Raw genomic sequence first — 15,557 nt, forward strand, 5'->3', positions numbered from 1 at the left:
CGGAGTGAAAACTGATGGTCCCATTCACCAAGATGCAGGCACTGGGTAACGATTATCTCGTGGTCGAACCCGACCGGCTCGAGCGTCCGATGGACGGCGCACTCGTCCGGCACTTATGCGACCGGCACTTCGGTATCGGAGCGGACGGAGTACTCCTCGGTCCGACCGAACGGATAGGCGAGAGCGGCGCCGAAACATCGATCGGCCTGCAAATTTTCAATTCTGACGGTTCCGAGTGCGAAAAGAGCGGTAACGGACTGCGTATGTTCGCCGCGTACCTGCGCCGCAACTATCTGCGCTCCGATAAATTCGTGCTCGAGGTCCTGGCGGGCGACTGCCCGGTCGAGATCATCAGCACGGATCCGTGGGAGGTGTCGGTGGATATGGGGATGGCGGAGTCCCTGGGTGATATGGAATTGGAAACCCCCGAGGGCGCGGTTATCACCTTCAATCGCGTCGACATCGGAAATCCGCACGCCGTCGCCTTCGTTCCGGACGCCACCGAGGAATTGGCGCGAAGTGTCGGTGCCTGGGCTGCCCATCACCCTGTATTCGGTCCACACGGCACCAACGTTCAGCTCTGCACTGCCGTCGACAGGCAAACGTTGAAACTTCAGATTTGGGAACGCGGCGCGGGCTATACGCTGGCATCGGGAAGCAGCAGCTGCGCGGCCGCGTACAGTGCTTTCCGCGCCGGATACGTCGACCGGTCGGTCACGGTTACCATGCCGGGCGGCGACGTAACCGTGCTCATCGACAACGACCGGATTCATTTGCAGGGGCGCTGTGAGTTCGTCGCCCACGGCAGCACGTTTGACAGCTAGCGCGCAAGGTGATCATCTGGGTGACGGCAACGTCGCCGTAGCGAAGGGACGCTCAGATTTCGGATACCGGTGGGGTTTCGGTGGCAAGCGAGATGAAGCTGTATGTCGTGATCAACCGGGTGCTTCGCGATGACCCCGGACGGGCGATCAACGTCGCGGCTCATGCGATGGCGGGACTCGTCGCCAAGGCGGCCTGCAAGGCGCCCGACTTGCTCCAAGCGATGGAATTCATCGACTACCCCGACGCGTCGGGGACCTCGCACGACTTCATCTCCGCCCACGGCCTGATCGTGCTGTCGGCCAAAACCGGCCAGCTGAAGACACTTCGGCGCACGTTCGCCGAGCAGGATGTCCACTCGATCGACTTCTGTGACGGCATGCTCGACGGATCGACCGAAGAACAACTTGCCCGTGTCGCCGCAACTTCCGCGGAAGACATCATCCCGCTCTGTGTCGCGGCGTTCGGACCGGTGGACACCATCGACCCGCACACCCGCCGACTGTCACTGTGGCGATAGCGCGGGCCGTGCCGGTCCAACAGTCCTGACCGTCAACGTTCTTTCGGCGGCCACCACGCGCCCATGCCCAGCGCGATCAGTCTGACCTGTTGCACCGTGCGATCGATGATGACGTCCTGCTCGCGCGACGGCGCCGAAATGTAGGCGGCGATGCCGTCGGTGACCGTCGCGACCAGCAGGTCGGCGGCGATCTCCAGATCCGGTGGCGTCCAGGAGTCCAGCGCGGGAACGCGGGAGAGATCCGCGACGAGCTCGCGAACGATCAGCTGGAGTTCCAGCGCGATCGACTTCCGCAGCGCCGCCGAGCCGCCGTGCCGTTCCCTGGTCAAGAATCCGAACAGTTCCCGCTTCGGCCCGACTTGCGCGAACACGAAACGCACCGTGTCGGACAGGCTGGCGTCCGGTTTGCGGCGCACCTCACGCAGCGCGAGCCGCAGCGCCGTGATGCCGTCGTCGACCAGTGTCGCGCCGAGGTCGTCCAGCGAGGCGAAGTGCCGATAGAAGGCGGTCGGCACAATGCCCGCCGAGCGGGCGATTTCCCGCAGACTCAGCGCGGCGAAACCGCGCTCGGCCGCCAGCGCCAGGGTGCCGTCCAGTAGCGCCTGTCTCGTGCGCTCCTTGCGCTCGCCTCGGGTTGCCGCCTGCTCGCTCATCACGGTGAGCATACATCCGTTCACCATTCGCCTAATCCCAATGTGTTGTTCGCGTCACATGTTTTGCCGGTTGACACCGGGGCCCTGCTATCAGTCACACTAGTTGAGTGTACAGACGTGCACTGAAATTGGAACGCAACGTCGCGGCTCCTGCAAGTCGATCAGCCCCGACAAGAGGCACGGAGTAACGAATGGTGGATCTCATCAACCTGGTGCAGACCCTGACCTCGCCGCATCCGCTGGACCGGTATCTGGAACTCGTGCGCCCCACCCTCACCGCGCGGGAGATGCGCGCCGAGATCATCCACGTCGACCGCTCGGTGCCGGGATCGGTGACGCTCACCCTGCGCCCGACCCGACAATGGAAAGGCCACGCCGCCGGGCAGTACGTCCAGATCGGCGTGGTGATCAACGGTGTCCGGCACGCCCGCTGCTATTCGCCGGTCGACCCGGCGGGCCGGGGTAGGCAGTTCCAGCTCACCGTCAAGGCGCACCCGGACGGCTTGGTATCGCAGTACCTCTACCGCAATGCCGAGCCCGGCATGGTGGTCGACCTCGAGCCGGCCGCCGGGGTATTCCGGCTGCCCGACCCGCGCCCGGAACGGGTGCTGCTGATCAGCGGCGGCAGCGGCATCACGCCGGTGCTGTCGATGCTGCGCACCCTGGCCGACGAGGACTACCCGGGTGATGTGGTCTTCCTGCACTACGCGAAATCGCCCGAGGTGGTTCCGCACCGTGCGGAACTCGACGCGATCACCGAGCGGCACAAGAACTTTCGTATCGAGCTGCGTCATCCGTGGCGGGCCGACACCACCCGCGTCGACCCGGCCGCACCGTGGATCGATGTGGCGCCGGCGAAGACCAGCGGGTACTTCGACTACGACGAACTGGAGCGGGTGGCACCGTGGTTCGCCGACGCGCACACCTTCGTCTGCGGCCCCCAGTCGCTGATGGACGCGGTGCGCAAGATCTTCGAGGCCGAACAGCTCGACGACCGGCTGCACACCGAGGAATTCACGCTGTCCCTCACGCCCGTCGACGCCGACGAGGCATTCGGCACGGTGCGCTTCTCGGCCAGCGGCGTCAGCGCGGACAACAACGGCGCGCCCCTGCTGGAACAGGCCGAATCCGCCGGGCTCACCCCGGAATACGGCTGCCGGATGGGAATCTGCTTCTCCTGCACCGCGGTTCGCCGTACCGGTTGCACCCGCAACCTGCGGACCGGGGAGACCGACAGTGACCCGGATCAGCCCATCCAGCTCTGCATCAACGCGCCCGTGGGCGACGTCGACATCGACATCTGATCAAGCAAAGGATTAATCGAATGACAATCCTGACCGAAACCAAAGACGGCCCGCTGGTACTGAGCCCGGACCAGATCGAAGAATTGGGCAAGGCGCTCGACGAGCTGCGTGCCAGGATCGTCGCCGACCTGGGCGACCGAGACCGCGAATACTTGTACTCGATCATCAAGGCACAGCGTGGTTTCGAGGTCGCCGGGCGCGGCCTGATGTACCTCGGCTTCCTGCCACCGGTCTGGCTGGCCGCCGTCGCCGCGCTGAGCGTGTCGAAGATCCTGGACAACATGGAGATCGGCCACAACGTCATGCACGGCCAGTACGACTGGATGCGTGAGCCCGGCCTGAATTCCCGTGTCTTCGAATGGGATACGGTCTGCCCGGCGGACCAGTGGAAGCACTCGCACAACTACCTGCACCACACCTACACCAACATCCACAACAAGGACCGCGACATCGGTTACAGCATCCTGCGGATGGATGAGAGCCAGTCGTGGAACGTGCTGCGCCTCGGCCAGCCGCTGTATGCCTTCGCGCTGATGATGCTGTTCGAGTGGGGCGTGATGGGCCACGACCTCGAGATCGAGAACGTGCTGAGCGGCAAGCGGAAATGGTCCGACGTCAAGCGATTGGTGCGTGGCCAGCTCCGCAAGGCTGGCAAGCAGGCGCTCAAGGACTACCTGGTGTTCCCGGCACTGACCGGTCCGCTGTTCTTCAGCACCCTCGCGGGCAATGTCACCGCCAACCTGGTCCGCAACGTGTGGGCCTACTCGATCATCTTCTGCGGTCACTTCCCCACCGGCGTACAGACGTTCACCGAGGAGGAGACCGCCGACGAGACCCGTGGCGAGTGGTACATCCGGCAGATGCTCGGCTCGGCCAATATCAGCGGCAGCCGGCTGTTCCACATCATGTCCGGCAATTTGTCGCACCAGATCGAACACCACCTGTTCCCGGACATCCCGGCGGCCCGCTACCCGGAGATCGCACCGGAGGTTCGGGCATTGTGTGAAAAGTACGGGCTGCCGTACAACACGGGCCCGTTGAGCAAGCAGATCGGCTCGGTGTGGTGGAAGATTTGCAAGCTCGCACTGCCGCCGAGCTTGGTCAAGAGCGAATCGTCTCCCGGTGTTATTGTGATGCGTCAGCGAAAGGCAAGCGAAGTGGGCGTGTGAATGATCGGGAAATTCGAAAGTAACAAGGACCTCATTCAGGAATTGACGTCTTCCGGCGCGAAGCATGTCGGCAATATCGCCGGCATCATCGCGGGCACCGTCGCGGAGGTCACCAAGGAGATCGGTGAATGGTTCACCGACGCGATCGAGATGAACGAGGCCGCCGCGGCCGCCCGGCGTGATGCGGAGGCGCGGCGGGCGGCAGATCTCGAGCACGACGAGCACGAACCGCCGGCACCGAAGCCGACGGTCGCCGATCCGGTGACCACCGAGACGTCGTTCGTCGACGCCGAGGTGGTCGAGCCGGGAGTCGACGAGACCCGCTGATCACCACACCGGCAGCCGGCGGCGGTGCTCGGCGACATCGGTAATGAGGTCCCGGTAGCCGTCGGTCAGTTCGGCGAGCCTGCACCACTGCAGGTGGGCTTCCCCGTCCACCTGCACGGTGTGTGCCTGCCGCCGTGGCGTCTTTCGCAAAGCCCGTTGTGCGGCAACCCATTTCGCGGCCAGCCGGTCGATCACCGCGCCGAGCGTCTCGGTATGCAGCGAGGCGCCGCCGCGGTGCTCGATATTGTCGGCCACCCACGCGTCGATCCGCCCGATGAGTTCGGCCCGATCTCGATCGATGTCCTCGACCAATTTGCTGCACGCCGCGACCCGCCCGCTGAGTGCGTCCGGCGCGTGCGCCGCTTCGACCGTCTTGTGCCGTCGCTCATGGCATTCGACGAGTTCGCGCGCCGCCCGCAGCACGATGTGCTTGTGCCGATCCGGATCGTCGCGGAAGGCGCGCAATAGTTCCATGGGTGATGGCAGCTCTTCGGTCCCGATACGGACTGCTGCGAATTCGGTCGGCATATGCGCACACCCCTGCGGTAACGATCCATTGGATGCGCCAGGGCCGAGGGGGATTTCGGGGAGGGGCACCCCTCGGCTCCGGCGCAGCCCCGAGCTCGGACGTCGCCCCCCACAGTCCACCAGCACGGCAAAGAAACCGGGAAATCCGCGACGATGCGATGAGGAAGACGCCCCGAGAAATCGGGACTCTTTCAGGAAAGCGCGGTTGCCTAATCGGCGCAATAGTATGGTGTACGAATCCGAAAGCCGCTTGTAAATTGTTATGATCCGTCACGGATCGGTCACATCAGTGCACCGTCGCCGAGGCCGACATGAAGGCATGAGCGCATGGGCAGCAACCGATTCGGCGCGGTGGCTGCGCGGCGTCGTTGGATAGGCTAACCTCGATGTTCGTGCCCGCCTACGTGTCTTCACCCGAGCTGACATTCGGGTTCATGTTCGCGCTAGAAGACCCCGAGCGAATCGGCGAGGTGGTCCGCACCCTCATCGTGCGCAAGACCGTATCGGTCTTCCGCCTGGCCAGACTCTCCGACGATGACGGGCCGCCCGAGCGCTATGTGGTGAACTGGGCCGCCATACCCCAGATTTCGATCACCACCGCCGTCCCCGAGACCGACGAGCTGCAGGCGCAACGGATCATGCTGGTCAACGCGTTCCTCAGCGAGGATGGCGAAGTGAGCCTGTACTCGGCGCAGGGGAGTGGGCCGGGCTAGTCGGCCTGCCATTCCGGAACACCGAAGAGCGCCATGGTGATCTGGTACAGATGTGCACTCAGCGTCGGCAGTGCCTGGGGTCCGGGACCCTCCAGGCAATCGCGGATGCGATCGTCCACGGCGCCGATGAGCGCGTCGAAGATGTCCGCCGGAATGTCCACCGGAATATCGCCCGCGGCGCGGCCGATCCGGAAGGCCGCGCGCATCCGGTTCGCCAGCAGTGTCTTCATTTGACGGCGTTGTTCGGCGACGATCGGGCCGGCCACCAGGCACTCGATATGCAGCGCGCGGGCGTAGATGCCGTTGTCGGCCAGCACCTGCAGATAGGTCTGCAGCGTTGTGCGAATAAGCGCCCGCCACTCGGAGCGCGGCGTGGCCTGCACGCTGGTGTCCAACTCGCCGAGCACCAGGCCGACCGCGGCTTCGAAGGCCTCGGCGAAGCAGTCGTCCCGGCCGCGGAACAACTCGTAGAAGGTGCGCCGCGAGACGGTGGCGCGGGCCACGATATCGCCGACCGTCGTTGCCGCGTAGCCGCGTTCGGCGACCGCCTCCAACACCCCCAGATACATCCGCATGCGCTGCGAATGAGCGACCGCCTCCGGCGCCATGCCGTGGGTGCCGCGGGGCAGGCGACCGCGATCGACACCGGCTTCTAGTCCCATTCCCCGAGGATAGCCACCGCTCGGCGGTGACCAGATTCATACTTGCCCGCTTGCTGTGGTCCCCGTTACTCTCGCGTCCACCATAGGTACGGCAGTGTTTTTAAGTGGTGCGGCAGAGAGGTCGAGGTCGATGAGGACAGTGCGCCGGGGGTTGAGCCGCGTTGCGGTGCTGGTGGTCATCATGGCCATGACCGCGTTGTGGGTCGTGCCGAGCACCGCTGTGGCGGAGTCGGCGCCGGATGGTGGTGAACTCGCGAAGGCGTGGACCGCAGCGCACGATGGCCCGGCGAAGTACCCCGGCCCGGTGCACATCGACTTCGACGTGCCGATCACCATGACCGACGGAACGGTGCTGAAGGCCAACATCTATCGACCGGTCGACGCGGCCGGGCGGATCGTGGAAGAACCGCTGCCCACCATCATCAACCTGACCCCGTACACGAAATTCGTGGCGCTGCTGGCGGATCTGGCCCTCAACATCCCGGTGCTGTCGGACGCGCTGATCCAGCTGGTCGACCGGTTCGACTTCGCGGGCACGCCGTTCGACTCGATCACCGATCTGACCAAGGCGCTCAGCGGCGGCGCCGCGCGCACCTTCGGCGCGGACCGGAAGCTGGTGCAGCAGGGTTACACCTACATCGTCGCCGACGTGCGCGGCACCGGATATTCGCACGGCGCCTGGCAGTTCCTGCAGAGCAGGGAAACCCAGGACACCCTGGAAATGATCGACTGGGCGAGCAAGCAGCCGTGGTCGGACGGCAAGATCGGCATGTCCGGCATCTCGTACTCGGGCATCAATCAATTCAAGGCGGCCGAACAGAATCCGCCCGCGCTCGAGGCGATTTTTCCCGTCGAGGGCAGTACCGACACGCTGACCGATGTCGCTTTCCCCGGCGGCGGATTGGGTTTGTTCGGACCGCTCTATATCGCGGGGGTCGACCTGATCTCCAATTTCCCCGACCCGGTCGGCATAGCGCTCGGTCACCTGGACCTGAAATGGCTGCTGGACCGCGTGGCCACGCCGCTGGAATTCTTCGATTACATCCTGATGGCCTTGGCGCTCAATGTGGATTCGGTACCGGAACCGCTGAAGCAGCAGCTCCTGCCGGGTAGCCCGCTGCGCTCGGCGTTCACCGACAGCCACCCGGAGCGGATTCGAGTACCAACGTTCGTCTACGGCGGTTGGCAGGACATCTTCGCCTCGTCCAGTGCTCGCTCGTTCGCCGACATTCCGTTGCCGCCGGACCGCAAAAAGCTGATCATGGGCGACACCTACCACTTCAATCCCGGCTCCGGCCTGGGTAGTCCGGGCCGACCGCCGCGGCTGGACGTGCTGCAGCAGGCCTGGTTCGACAAATGGCTCAAGGGCATCGACAACGGCATCGACGAGTACGGGCCGGTCGCGCTGTGGCAGCAGGGCGGCGGCTGGACCACCACGTCGGCCTTCCCGCGTCCCGGCATGGACTACCAGCGCATGTACCTCTCGCCCACGCCGAGCGGCACCGCGACCAGCGTCTACGACGGCTCGCTCACCGCGCGAACCCCCGAGGGCGCGGCACGATTGACGGTCTCGCCGGTCACCGGGATCACCTCGCTGTGCTCCCGCGACGCCGCGGTCGAGTCCGCCGGCGTCATCGGCTTGGCCAATCTCTGCGGCCGCGACGACCGCATCCACGAGCTGGGTGGCCTCACCTTCACCGCGGCGCCGGTCGATGAGCCCACCGTGCTGTCCGGCCCGATCACCGTGCACCTCAACACCGTGTACGACAACATCGAGGGCTACTGGGCGGTCAGCGTGAATGACGTTGCGCCGAATGGACAGTCGACGGTGCTGGCCAGCGGCCAACTGGCCGCCTCACTGCGTGCGGTAGACGAGGCCAGGAGCGCGAAGGACGCCGACGGGGACTACACGCACACCGTCTACAAGCTGACTCTCGCCGATCGCCAGACCCTGGTGCCGGGACAGCCGACCACCCTCGACGTCGCCGTCAACCCGCTGGACGCGGTGCTGCAACCGGGACATCGGTTGCGCGTCAACGTCTTCGCCAGCAACTTCCCGCGCGGCTTCCTCGCGCCACCGATGCTGTTCGACGGCGGAATTCTGAATGCCCTTGCACCGCAACACCTTATTCTCGACTCCGCCACGCCGAGCTTTGTGAACGTGCCGTTGAGCAGGCCGCTGAACTGACGGCACCGCCGAAGCCGGTGCGCATCGCCGGTCCGGCGGTGCCGAGGGCCTGGCCCGGCGGGCCGAGGTCGCGCCGCCGGTGATGCGGCGAGGTCGACGCCGGGCTCGATGACGGCGGAGTTTGCGACATGCCATTTCGGCGGCGGCTATTCGTTTGGCGTGTCGGTGCCCGATCGTGGCTCGGCAAGCGGCCGAGTACGCGACAATCAGGATATTCCGCACCTGGTTTGTGGCGTGGATCGACAGCATCTGAAAGGAGCATCGATCATGGAACCCGAAAATCCTGACAAAGCCGCCGAGTTGGCCTATCCGGTCAATCCTGTTCGGGTCCGAGGGGATCTGGATCCCGCGCTGTCCCGATGGATGTGGCTGGTCAAGTGGCTGCTGGCCATTCCGCATTACATCGTACTGTTGTTTTTGCACATCGCCTACTTCGTCCTCACGGTGATCGCGTTCTTCGCGATTCTGTTCACCGGCAAATACCCGCGGGCATTGTTCGACTTCAATGTCGGTGTCATGCGCTGGACTTGGCGGGTCGAGTTCTACGCGCTGGCCGTGCTCGGCACCGACAAGTACCCGCCGTTCAGCCTGAAGTCGAACGCGGAGTACGCGGCCGATCTCGAGGTCGACTATCCGGAGCGGTTGCATCGTGGTCTGGTGCTGGTGAAGTGGTGGCTGCTGGCCATTCCGCACTATCTGATCCTGGCCGCGATGTCGAGCGGCGGCATGACGCTCGTCATGTACAGCGACGACGATTGGTCAGGCGTCGGCCAAATTCCGTTGATCAGCATCCTGGTGTTCATCGCGCTGATCGGGCTGCTGTTCACCGCGCGCTACCCCCAGGGCTTGTACGACTTCGTCCTCGGAATCAGCCGCTGGGCCATTCGGGTGCAGGCATACGCCACCCTGATGCGCGACGAGTACCCGCCGTTCCGGCTCGACCAGGGTGCCCGCGAGCTCGAAACACGGTGAACCACAGCGCAATCCGAATCCGCCCGCGGAATCAGCGGGCGGATTCGTATATTCGGCGGACCACGTCCTCGATCTCCGGTTCCTCGATGGACAGATCGCGCACCTCGGCGCGGTCGGACACCGCGGCGAGCAGCTGTGCGGCGGTGGTCTTTTCCGGATCGAAGGCCAGCCGCTGTCGCATCCCACCGGCCTCGGTCTCCAGTAGTTGCGCGCACGGCAGGTCATCGATGTCCGGCGTCGGCTCGGCCAGATCGACGACGAGAACACGCCGCGCGCCGACGGTGGCCGCCAACCCGGTCAGCGACCCGTCATAGACCAGGCGGCCGTGATCCACCACGAGCACACGGCCGCAAAGCCTTTCGATGTCGCCCATATCGTGCGTCGTGAGCAGCAGGGTGGTGCCGCGGTCGGCGCGCTCGGCGCGCAGGAATTCGCGCAAGCGTTGTTTCGACAGCACGTCCAAGCCGATGGTGGGTTCGTCGAGGATCACCAGCTCGGGGGAATGCAGCAGTGCCGCGGCGACTTCCGCGCGCATGCGCTGACCGAGTGAGAGCTGACGAACCGGGGTGTCGAGGGTGTCGGCCATTTCCAACTGCTCGATCAGTTCGTGCCTGCGCTTGCGTGCGACGTCCGGCTCCAGCCGATGGATGGCCGCGAGGATCGAAAACGATTCGCGCAGCGGCAGATCCCACCAGAGCTGGGAGCGCTGCCCGAACACCACCCCGATCCGCGCGGCGAGTTCGCGCCGTTGCCGGACCGGTTCCAGCCCGCAGGTGCGCACGCTGCCGGAGGTCGGCACCAGGATGCCGGTGAGCATTTTGATGGTGGTGGACTTGCCTGCGCCGTTGGCGCCGATGTAGCCGACCGCCGTGCCGGGTTCGATCCGGAAGGACATCCGGTCCACCGCGGTCAGTGTTTCGCGCCGCCGCCGCCAGCGGCGGCCGTCCGTGCGCGACAGGGTGAATTGCCTCGTCAGATCCTCGATCTGGATGATCGCCTGCGATGAGCTGGAATTCGCCACGTTATCCGCCCCCTCCCTGATAGTGCCGAGTACCGAACCGCCAGAAACTCAGTGCGAGCAGCCATACCCAGAGTGCCGCGAGCGGGCTCAACCAGGCCAGCCACGCGGGCAACAGCGCCGGGCCGGGCAGCCGCAGCAACTCGATGGTCGGCAGATACGCGGTGAAAGCGACCGGGATGGCGAAGCCGAACAGCAGCCGCAGCGGTGTCGGAAAGACCGTGGCCGGTTGGACCGCGGCGAAGGACCCGCCGTAGGTGAAGCTGTTGGTGAGCTCGGCGCCGTCGATCAGATAGAACTGCAAACCGGCCGCGCACACGAAAATGCCGCCGAACAGGGCAATACCGCTGAGCATCGTGAGTAGCACCAGCGCGACGGTGGCCGGACCCCAGTCGATGTCGTTGCGCAGGAAACCCAGGGCGAGCACCACCAGCGCGACCGACGCGCGGGCGAAGCGCCGCAGCGAGATATCGCTGGTGATGAGCTGGAGCAGCAGCGGCTGCGGGCGCAGGTGATACGCGTCGAGCTGACCCATCCGAATCAGCGTCGGCAAGGTGTCGAGATGGCCGAAGAGAACCTGGGCCAGTGCGAAGGTCGACTGACCGAACCCGAACAGCAGCAGTGCGGCATTCAGGTCGAGGCCGCCGAGCACCCGTACGTTGTGGAAGATCACCCACACTTCAGCGAACTCGACGAGGCCGATCAGGAAGGCGCCGAAAACCTCGCTGGCGAAGGACAGCCGGTAAGCCCGCTGGGCGCGGATCCGGGAGCGCAGTACCGCCGCGTACGGGGTGAACCAGGTCCCGGCCCGTGCCGTGCTCGGCTCAACCACCCTGCACCTCCAGTTTCCGCCGCCCCGCCGCCAGCAGAATTCGGCCCGTCGCGCCGATCGCGAGCACCCAGAACACCTGGACCGCAACCACGCTCACCGCCTCCGCGCCGGTGATCCGACCGGACAGGACATCGATCGGCGCTTGCAGGATCGAGGGGAACGGAGTCGCCATGGCGATGGTGCGCAGCCACTCGGGAAACATGTGCACCGGCACAAAGAGTCCGGCGAGGAAGGTCCCCGTGACCTGATACAGCACCCGGATGCCGCGGGTCTCGACCACCCAGAAGCCGATCAGCGCGACGGCGAACAGGCACAGGAACGAGATGGCAACGGCGAGCACCACACTCACCGTCCCGAGCAGATAGGGGCCGGGTGTGGTCGGCATGGCGAGCCCGAAGGTCAGCAGGCCGACCAGCACACTGGGCACCCCGCGCGGCAGGATGGTGCACGCGGCGCGGCCGAGATCGGCGGCGAGGTAACCGAGTTGGACGTCGACCGGACGCAGGAAGTCGATCGCGATGTCGCCGTTCTTGACGCGATCGGCCAGGTCCAAGGGCGGTCCCATGAACTGCATCGCGCCGAGCAGCCCTTGCGAGAGCCACACATAGGCGCCGATGGAACCTTCGGTGTACCCGCCGAAATCGCCCGCGGCGCGCACCGCCGCGAGCATCACCGCGGCGCGCACGAACCCGAATACGCAGTTGGTGAACAGCCCGGCGAACATGGCCAGCCGATACTGCGATTGGCGGCGAAATCCCGCTCGCGCGAGCTGCCCGTACACCATGATCACCCGCAGCGGATGCGCTGCCGCGGCGACCCGTCCGTCCCCCACCGCTCTGTCGCGCACAAAGAGTCGAGCCTAATGCCGACCGGGAGGCATGCGGAAGCCCTCCGGGGAATCTTTGGAAAAGTGCTACATCTGTCACCGGTCCCGGGTGGCGCGCACGACCAGCACATGACACGACGCGCATCGGTTGCCATACTCAGGCGGCACGGACTAGCGACGATCGGGCGCAGGGTGTCCAGGTCGCGCAGTAGGCTTGTCATCGAATCATGTCGCGGTAGCGAAAGACTGGGAACCCGGGAGGGGAACGGTGGACACGCTGAACCTGGATCCGGCGGCGGTGGCCGCTTACACCGCGATCGCGGACGCGGTTTCCCAACAGCTGGCCTCGGCGGCGGCCGTCGCGTCCGGGGCGGTGGATCCGGACCAACTGACCACCGATCTCGGTCTGGTCGGCGCCGATTTCGCGGCCCGATTCGCCGCCGCGGTTTCCGAACACGCCCAGGCGTTGTCGACCGCCGGGCAACTCGTCGGCACCTACGGTGAGATCCTGCGCGGCTACAGCACGGACATGCAGGGCGTCGATGCCGACACCGCGGGCGCCATCACCCGGACCGGGGAGACGCTGACATGAGAAGCCTTTCCGGACTACGCAGGCGGCCCGCGGCTGCCCCGGCCCGCAATGAAGCCGCCCCGGCCCGCAATGAAACTGTCGCGCCGCCGACCAGCTACCTCGACCCGACCGTAGATCCGCCGATCGTGGCCGCGCTGGTGCGCCCGCTGCTGCAGTTGCGGTCCAGCCTCGGCACCGGCGTCGGCGTCCCGAACCAGACCGCGACCAATGCGCTGTCGGCGGCGTCCACCCAGGCCGCCGATGTGGAGGGACCGCACCGCGACGGTCTGCACGCACTGGAGTCGACCTGGACTTCCCGCGGGGCCGACGCCGCGGTGCCCGCGCTGCGCACCACCCAGACCGAGATCGGCGAAATCTCCGACCGCGGACCGGCTTACCTCGGCGTGCTCGGCGACGCGCACGCCACCAGTGCCCGCGCCGCCCGGACCGTGGACCAGATCATCGCGGACTTCCGGCGCGACGCGCGCCAGATCCTCGGCAACGCGACCGCGGCCCCCGACACCGATGCCGTGATCGCGCGGGCCACCCAGGCGTTGCGCGATGCGCTGACCACGGTCACCACCGCGCGTACCGAGATGGACGACCACAGCAGGCGATTGGACGCGATGGGCCCACTCACGGTCACCCAGCCGTCCGGCGTCACCACGGCGCAGGCCGGGACGGGCCAGTTCGTCCCCGGCGGCACAAGCCAATTCGTCCCGGGCAGCACGGTCCCCGGTATCGGCGGGACGACGACGGGGCAGCCGGTGGATCCGGCGCTGGCCGCCCAACTCCAGCTGCAGCAACAGCTCATCTCGGCAGGTGTGCAGATCGGTACCGCCGCCATCAACGCGGGCGTCGACATCGGCACGAACATCATCGACAAGATCGCCGGTGTCGGCACGCATATCGTCGACAAGGTCGCCGAGGTCGGCACGCACGCCATCGACACCGTCGCGGCCTCGGCGGACAAGAACATCCAAGAGGCGATCCGCCCCGGCAGCACGAGTGCCGATCAACCGAGCGGCTCGCCCAATTCCAGCAACTCGCCGAAGCTGTTCGACTTCGGCGCCGGAGCCAGGCCGTCCGTCCCGTCGCCACCGACCGGTCCCGGCACGGTGATCCCGCCCGCGCAGAACGGGTCCGCGCCCATGGTGAAAGAGGACGCACCGAAACCCGAATCCAGGCCCGCGCCCGTGCAGACGCCGCCGCCACCGGCGCCGGCGGACGTGCCGTCGCGGTCTGTCAACCCGGACCAGCCGAGCCATCCCGGGCCGACCGGTGGTGTGGCGATGCCACCGCCGCCGCGCGCGGACGATGAGGAACACAAGCCTCGGGACGGTCAGCTCGGTGTCACCGTTCCGACCGCGACGGTCGCCGTGACCCCTGTTCTCGGCGACTACGACGATGACACCCTCTGAGCCGAACTCTCCGAGTCGGCAAGAGGGGCAGGGTAATCCGTTCGACACGGGTCTGCCCATGCTGCGCACACCCACCGGCAAGGCACGGAAGCGGCGGCGTCCGTCCGTCCGCCGCGGCCCGGGGCGGCGCCGAGATCCGGAGGTCGCCGTGCCCGAGTCGCCAAACCCGGATCGGCCCAGACGGCTGACGGGGGATTGGGAACAATGGCTCGATCCGCCGCGCGCGGCCGATCCACTGCCGGAGCCGCCGGTGGCACCGGACCGGCGCCGGACCCGCACCGACGAGTTCGAGCCGGAAGGTTACGACGAGAAGGCCGCCCCGCCGCCCGCGATCATCAATCGGTCCGGCATCCACCCCGGCACGCCACTGCGTCATCCCACCCGCCGCCGCGAGCAGCAGCCGCGCGGCAACAAGGTGCTCGCGGTACTGATCGTGCTCGGTGTCGGGATCGCGGTCGTCTCGATCCTGCTCGCCGCCGTGAACGGGTTCGGCGAACGCACGCCGTCCGTCGCGGCCACCCGAACGGCCACCGTGCCTGCCCGCAGTTCCGCCGAAATCGCCTCGGCGACAACAACATCACCCGCCCAGCCCGCGGCGATCGCGACCCAGGGCTGTGAACAGAAGCGCACCGCCGACATCGTCTCCGGCACCGATCCCGGCGGCACCGCCACCGGCCCCGACGCCATCCTCGCCTTCGAATACGCCTACTACGTGGAGCGTTCCGGCTATCGGGCCCGCGCGGTCGTCGCCGACAACGCCATCGTCTCGCCCGCCGAGCAGATCCAACGCGGCATCAATCAGATCCCCGTCGGCACCCGGTACTGCGTGCTGATCACCCGAGCCCGCGACGGCAACGACGGCCTCGCGCACTGGGAAGTCAAACTCACCCAGCAATACCCCGGCGAGCAACCCCGGACATTCACTCAGCTCATCACGACCCGCACCATCGCCTCCCGCACCCTCATCACCGCCATCGCCTCCGCCTGACTCGCGACATACCGGCACCCGTTTGTGTGAGTTCCGTCCCGGT

Annotated in this window: 17 protein-coding genes; 11 read left to right on the plus strand and 6 right to left on the minus strand. The window is 66.3% G+C overall.

Going from position 1 to position 15,557, the window contains the following annotated elements; all coding sequences use genetic code 11:
• Positions 1-14: 14 nt before the first annotated feature.
• Both dapF and ACFK0J_RS09020 read left to right on the plus strand, forming a co-directional pair.
• The gene (gene dapF, locus ACFK0J_RS09015; RefSeq protein WP_378738350.1) at positions 15-824 is read left to right on the plus strand and encodes a diaminopimelate epimerase; all 810 of its coding nucleotides are present in this window, start codon (positions 15-17) and stop codon (positions 822-824) included.
• 80 nt (positions 825-904) lie between these two features.
• Entirely contained in the window at positions 905-1,342 is a 438-nt protein-coding gene (locus ACFK0J_RS09020) for a DUF2000 domain-containing protein (RefSeq protein ID WP_378738352.1), read from the plus strand.
• Between the two features lie 32 nt (positions 1,343-1,374).
• Here the strand turns inward: ACFK0J_RS09020 and ACFK0J_RS09025 are convergent, their stop codons facing one another.
• Positions 1,375-1,995 carry a TetR family transcriptional regulator gene (locus tag ACFK0J_RS09025; protein WP_378738354.1) on the minus strand — a complete coding sequence of 207 codons (621 nt, stop codon included), beginning with the start codon at positions 1,993-1,995 and terminating at the stop codon, positions 1,375-1,377.
• A gap of 191 nt (positions 1,996-2,186) precedes the next feature.
• Between ACFK0J_RS09025 and ACFK0J_RS09030 the strand changes: the two genes are divergently transcribed.
• The 3 genes from ACFK0J_RS09030 to ACFK0J_RS09040 are packed head-to-tail and all read left to right on the plus strand — an operon-like array spanning position 2,187 to position 4,795.
• The gene (locus ACFK0J_RS09030; protein WP_378738356.1) at positions 2,187-3,299 is read left to right on the plus strand and encodes a ferredoxin reductase; all 1,113 of its coding nucleotides are present in this window, start codon (positions 2,187-2,189) and stop codon (positions 3,297-3,299) included.
• A 20-nt stretch (positions 3,300-3,319) separates the two neighbouring features.
• Positions 3,320-4,468, plus strand: coding sequence for a fatty acid desaturase family protein (locus ACFK0J_RS09035; RefSeq protein ID WP_378738358.1), 1,149 nt, complete (start codon positions 3,320-3,322; stop codon positions 4,466-4,468).
• Positions 4,469-4,795 (plus strand): hypothetical protein, encoded by a 327-nt coding sequence (locus tag ACFK0J_RS09040; RefSeq protein ID WP_378738360.1) that lies wholly within the window; start codon positions 4,469-4,471, stop codon positions 4,793-4,795.
• Here the strand turns inward: ACFK0J_RS09040 and ACFK0J_RS09045 are convergent, their stop codons facing one another.
• The gene (locus ACFK0J_RS09045; RefSeq protein ID WP_378738363.1) at positions 4,796-5,323 is read right to left on the minus strand and encodes a DUF4254 domain-containing protein; all 528 of its coding nucleotides are present in this window, start codon (positions 5,321-5,323) and stop codon (positions 4,796-4,798) included. It lies immediately after the preceding gene.
• Positions 5,324-5,709: 386 nt separating this feature from the next.
• Between ACFK0J_RS09045 and ACFK0J_RS09050 the strand changes: the two genes are divergently transcribed.
• A complete protein-coding gene (locus ACFK0J_RS09050) occupies positions 5,710-6,036 on the plus strand; it encodes a hypothetical protein (protein ID WP_378738365.1) in 327 nt (108 codons plus the stop codon).
• Here ACFK0J_RS09050 and ACFK0J_RS09055 read toward each other — a convergent pair.
• Positions 6,033-6,698 carry a TetR/AcrR family transcriptional regulator gene (locus ACFK0J_RS09055; protein WP_378738367.1) on the minus strand — a complete coding sequence of 222 codons (666 nt, stop codon included), beginning with the start codon at positions 6,696-6,698 and terminating at the stop codon, positions 6,033-6,035. The two genes, ACFK0J_RS09050 and ACFK0J_RS09055, sit on opposite strands and share 4 nt — an antisense overlap.
• Positions 6,699-6,828: 130 nt before the next feature.
• Between ACFK0J_RS09055 and ACFK0J_RS09060 the strand changes: the two genes are divergently transcribed.
• Positions 6,829-8,886, plus strand: coding sequence for a CocE/NonD family hydrolase (locus ACFK0J_RS09060; RefSeq protein WP_378738368.1), 2,058 nt, complete (start codon positions 6,829-6,831; stop codon positions 8,884-8,886).
• Between the two features lie 267 nt (positions 8,887-9,153).
• The gene (locus ACFK0J_RS09065; RefSeq protein WP_378738370.1) at positions 9,154-9,858 is read left to right on the plus strand and encodes a DUF4389 domain-containing protein; all 705 of its coding nucleotides are present in this window, start codon (positions 9,154-9,156) and stop codon (positions 9,856-9,858) included.
• 31 nt (positions 9,859-9,889) lie between these two features.
• On the opposite strand, the gene ACFK0J_RS09070 is transcribed toward ACFK0J_RS09065, so the two are convergent.
• The 3 genes from ACFK0J_RS09070 to ACFK0J_RS09080 are packed head-to-tail and all read right to left on the minus strand — an operon-like array spanning position 9,890 to position 12,555.
• Positions 9,890-10,879, minus strand: coding sequence for an ATP-binding cassette domain-containing protein (locus ACFK0J_RS09070; protein ID WP_378738372.1), 990 nt, complete (start codon positions 10,877-10,879; stop codon positions 9,890-9,892).
• A gap of 1 nt (position 10,880) precedes the next feature.
• Positions 10,881-11,708 (minus strand): ABC transporter permease, encoded by an 828-nt coding sequence (locus tag ACFK0J_RS09075; protein ID WP_378738374.1) that lies wholly within the window; start codon positions 11,706-11,708, stop codon positions 10,881-10,883.
• Positions 11,701-12,555 (minus strand): ABC transporter permease, encoded by an 855-nt coding sequence (locus ACFK0J_RS09080; protein WP_378738376.1) that lies wholly within the window; start codon positions 12,553-12,555, stop codon positions 11,701-11,703. Before ACFK0J_RS09080 ends, ACFK0J_RS09075 begins: the two co-directional genes overlap by 8 nt.
• A 247-nt stretch (positions 12,556-12,802) precedes the next feature.
• Between ACFK0J_RS09080 and ACFK0J_RS09085 the strand changes: the two genes are divergently transcribed.
• From ACFK0J_RS09085 to ACFK0J_RS09095, 3 genes are all read left to right on the plus strand, one after another.
• On the plus strand, positions 12,803-13,126 hold the full coding sequence (locus ACFK0J_RS09085; RefSeq protein ID WP_378738377.1) for a hypothetical protein: 324 nt from the start codon (positions 12,803-12,805) through the stop codon (positions 13,124-13,126).
• Positions 13,123-14,526, plus strand: coding sequence for a hypothetical protein (locus ACFK0J_RS09090; protein ID WP_378738379.1), 1,404 nt, complete (start codon positions 13,123-13,125; stop codon positions 14,524-14,526). Before ACFK0J_RS09085 ends, ACFK0J_RS09090 begins: the two co-directional genes overlap by 4 nt.
• Before the next feature lie 148 nt (positions 14,527-14,674).
• Positions 14,675-15,514: a hypothetical protein gene (locus tag ACFK0J_RS09095; protein ID WP_378738381.1), complete on the plus strand. Its 840-nt coding sequence runs from the start codon at positions 14,675-14,677 to the stop codon at positions 15,512-15,514.
• Positions 15,515-15,557: the final 43 nt, after the last annotated feature.

Origin of the sequence: Nocardia brasiliensis (assembly GCF_042691675.1) — a bacterium.
GTDB lineage: Bacteria > Actinomycetota > Actinomycetes > Mycobacteriales > Mycobacteriaceae > Nocardia > Nocardia brasiliensis_D.

Coding starts and splice junctions, on each gene's coding strand:
- ACFK0J_RS09040 (WP_378738360.1), top strand. CDS start 4,469: ATGATCGGGAAATTCGAAAGTAACAAGGACCTCATTCAGGAATTGACG.
- ACFK0J_RS09055 (WP_378738367.1), bottom strand. CDS start 6,698: ATGGGACTAGAAGCCGGTGTCGATCGCGGTCGCCTGCCCCGCGGCACC.
- ACFK0J_RS09025 (WP_378738354.1), bottom strand. CDS start 1,995: ATGAGCGAGCAGGCGGCAACCCGAGGCGAGCGCAAGGAGCGCACGAGA.
- ACFK0J_RS09060 (WP_378738368.1), top strand. CDS start 6,829: ATGAGGACAGTGCGCCGGGGGTTGAGCCGCGTTGCGGTGCTGGTGGTC.
- ACFK0J_RS09065 (WP_378738370.1), top strand. CDS start 9,154: ATGGAACCCGAAAATCCTGACAAAGCCGCCGAGTTGGCCTATCCGGTC.
- ACFK0J_RS09035 (WP_378738358.1), top strand. CDS start 3,320: ATGACAATCCTGACCGAAACCAAAGACGGCCCGCTGGTACTGAGCCCG.
- ACFK0J_RS09090 (WP_378738379.1), top strand. CDS start 13,123: ATGAGAAGCCTTTCCGGACTACGCAGGCGGCCCGCGGCTGCCCCGGCC.
- ACFK0J_RS09045 (WP_378738363.1), bottom strand. CDS start 5,323: ATGCCGACCGAATTCGCAGCAGTCCGTATCGGGACCGAAGAGCTGCCA.
- ACFK0J_RS09030 (WP_378738356.1), top strand. CDS start 2,187: ATGGTGGATCTCATCAACCTGGTGCAGACCCTGACCTCGCCGCATCCG.
- dapF (WP_378738350.1), top strand. CDS start 15: ATGGTCCCATTCACCAAGATGCAGGCACTGGGTAACGATTATCTCGTG.
- ACFK0J_RS09050 (WP_378738365.1), top strand. CDS start 5,710: ATGTTCGTGCCCGCCTACGTGTCTTCACCCGAGCTGACATTCGGGTTC.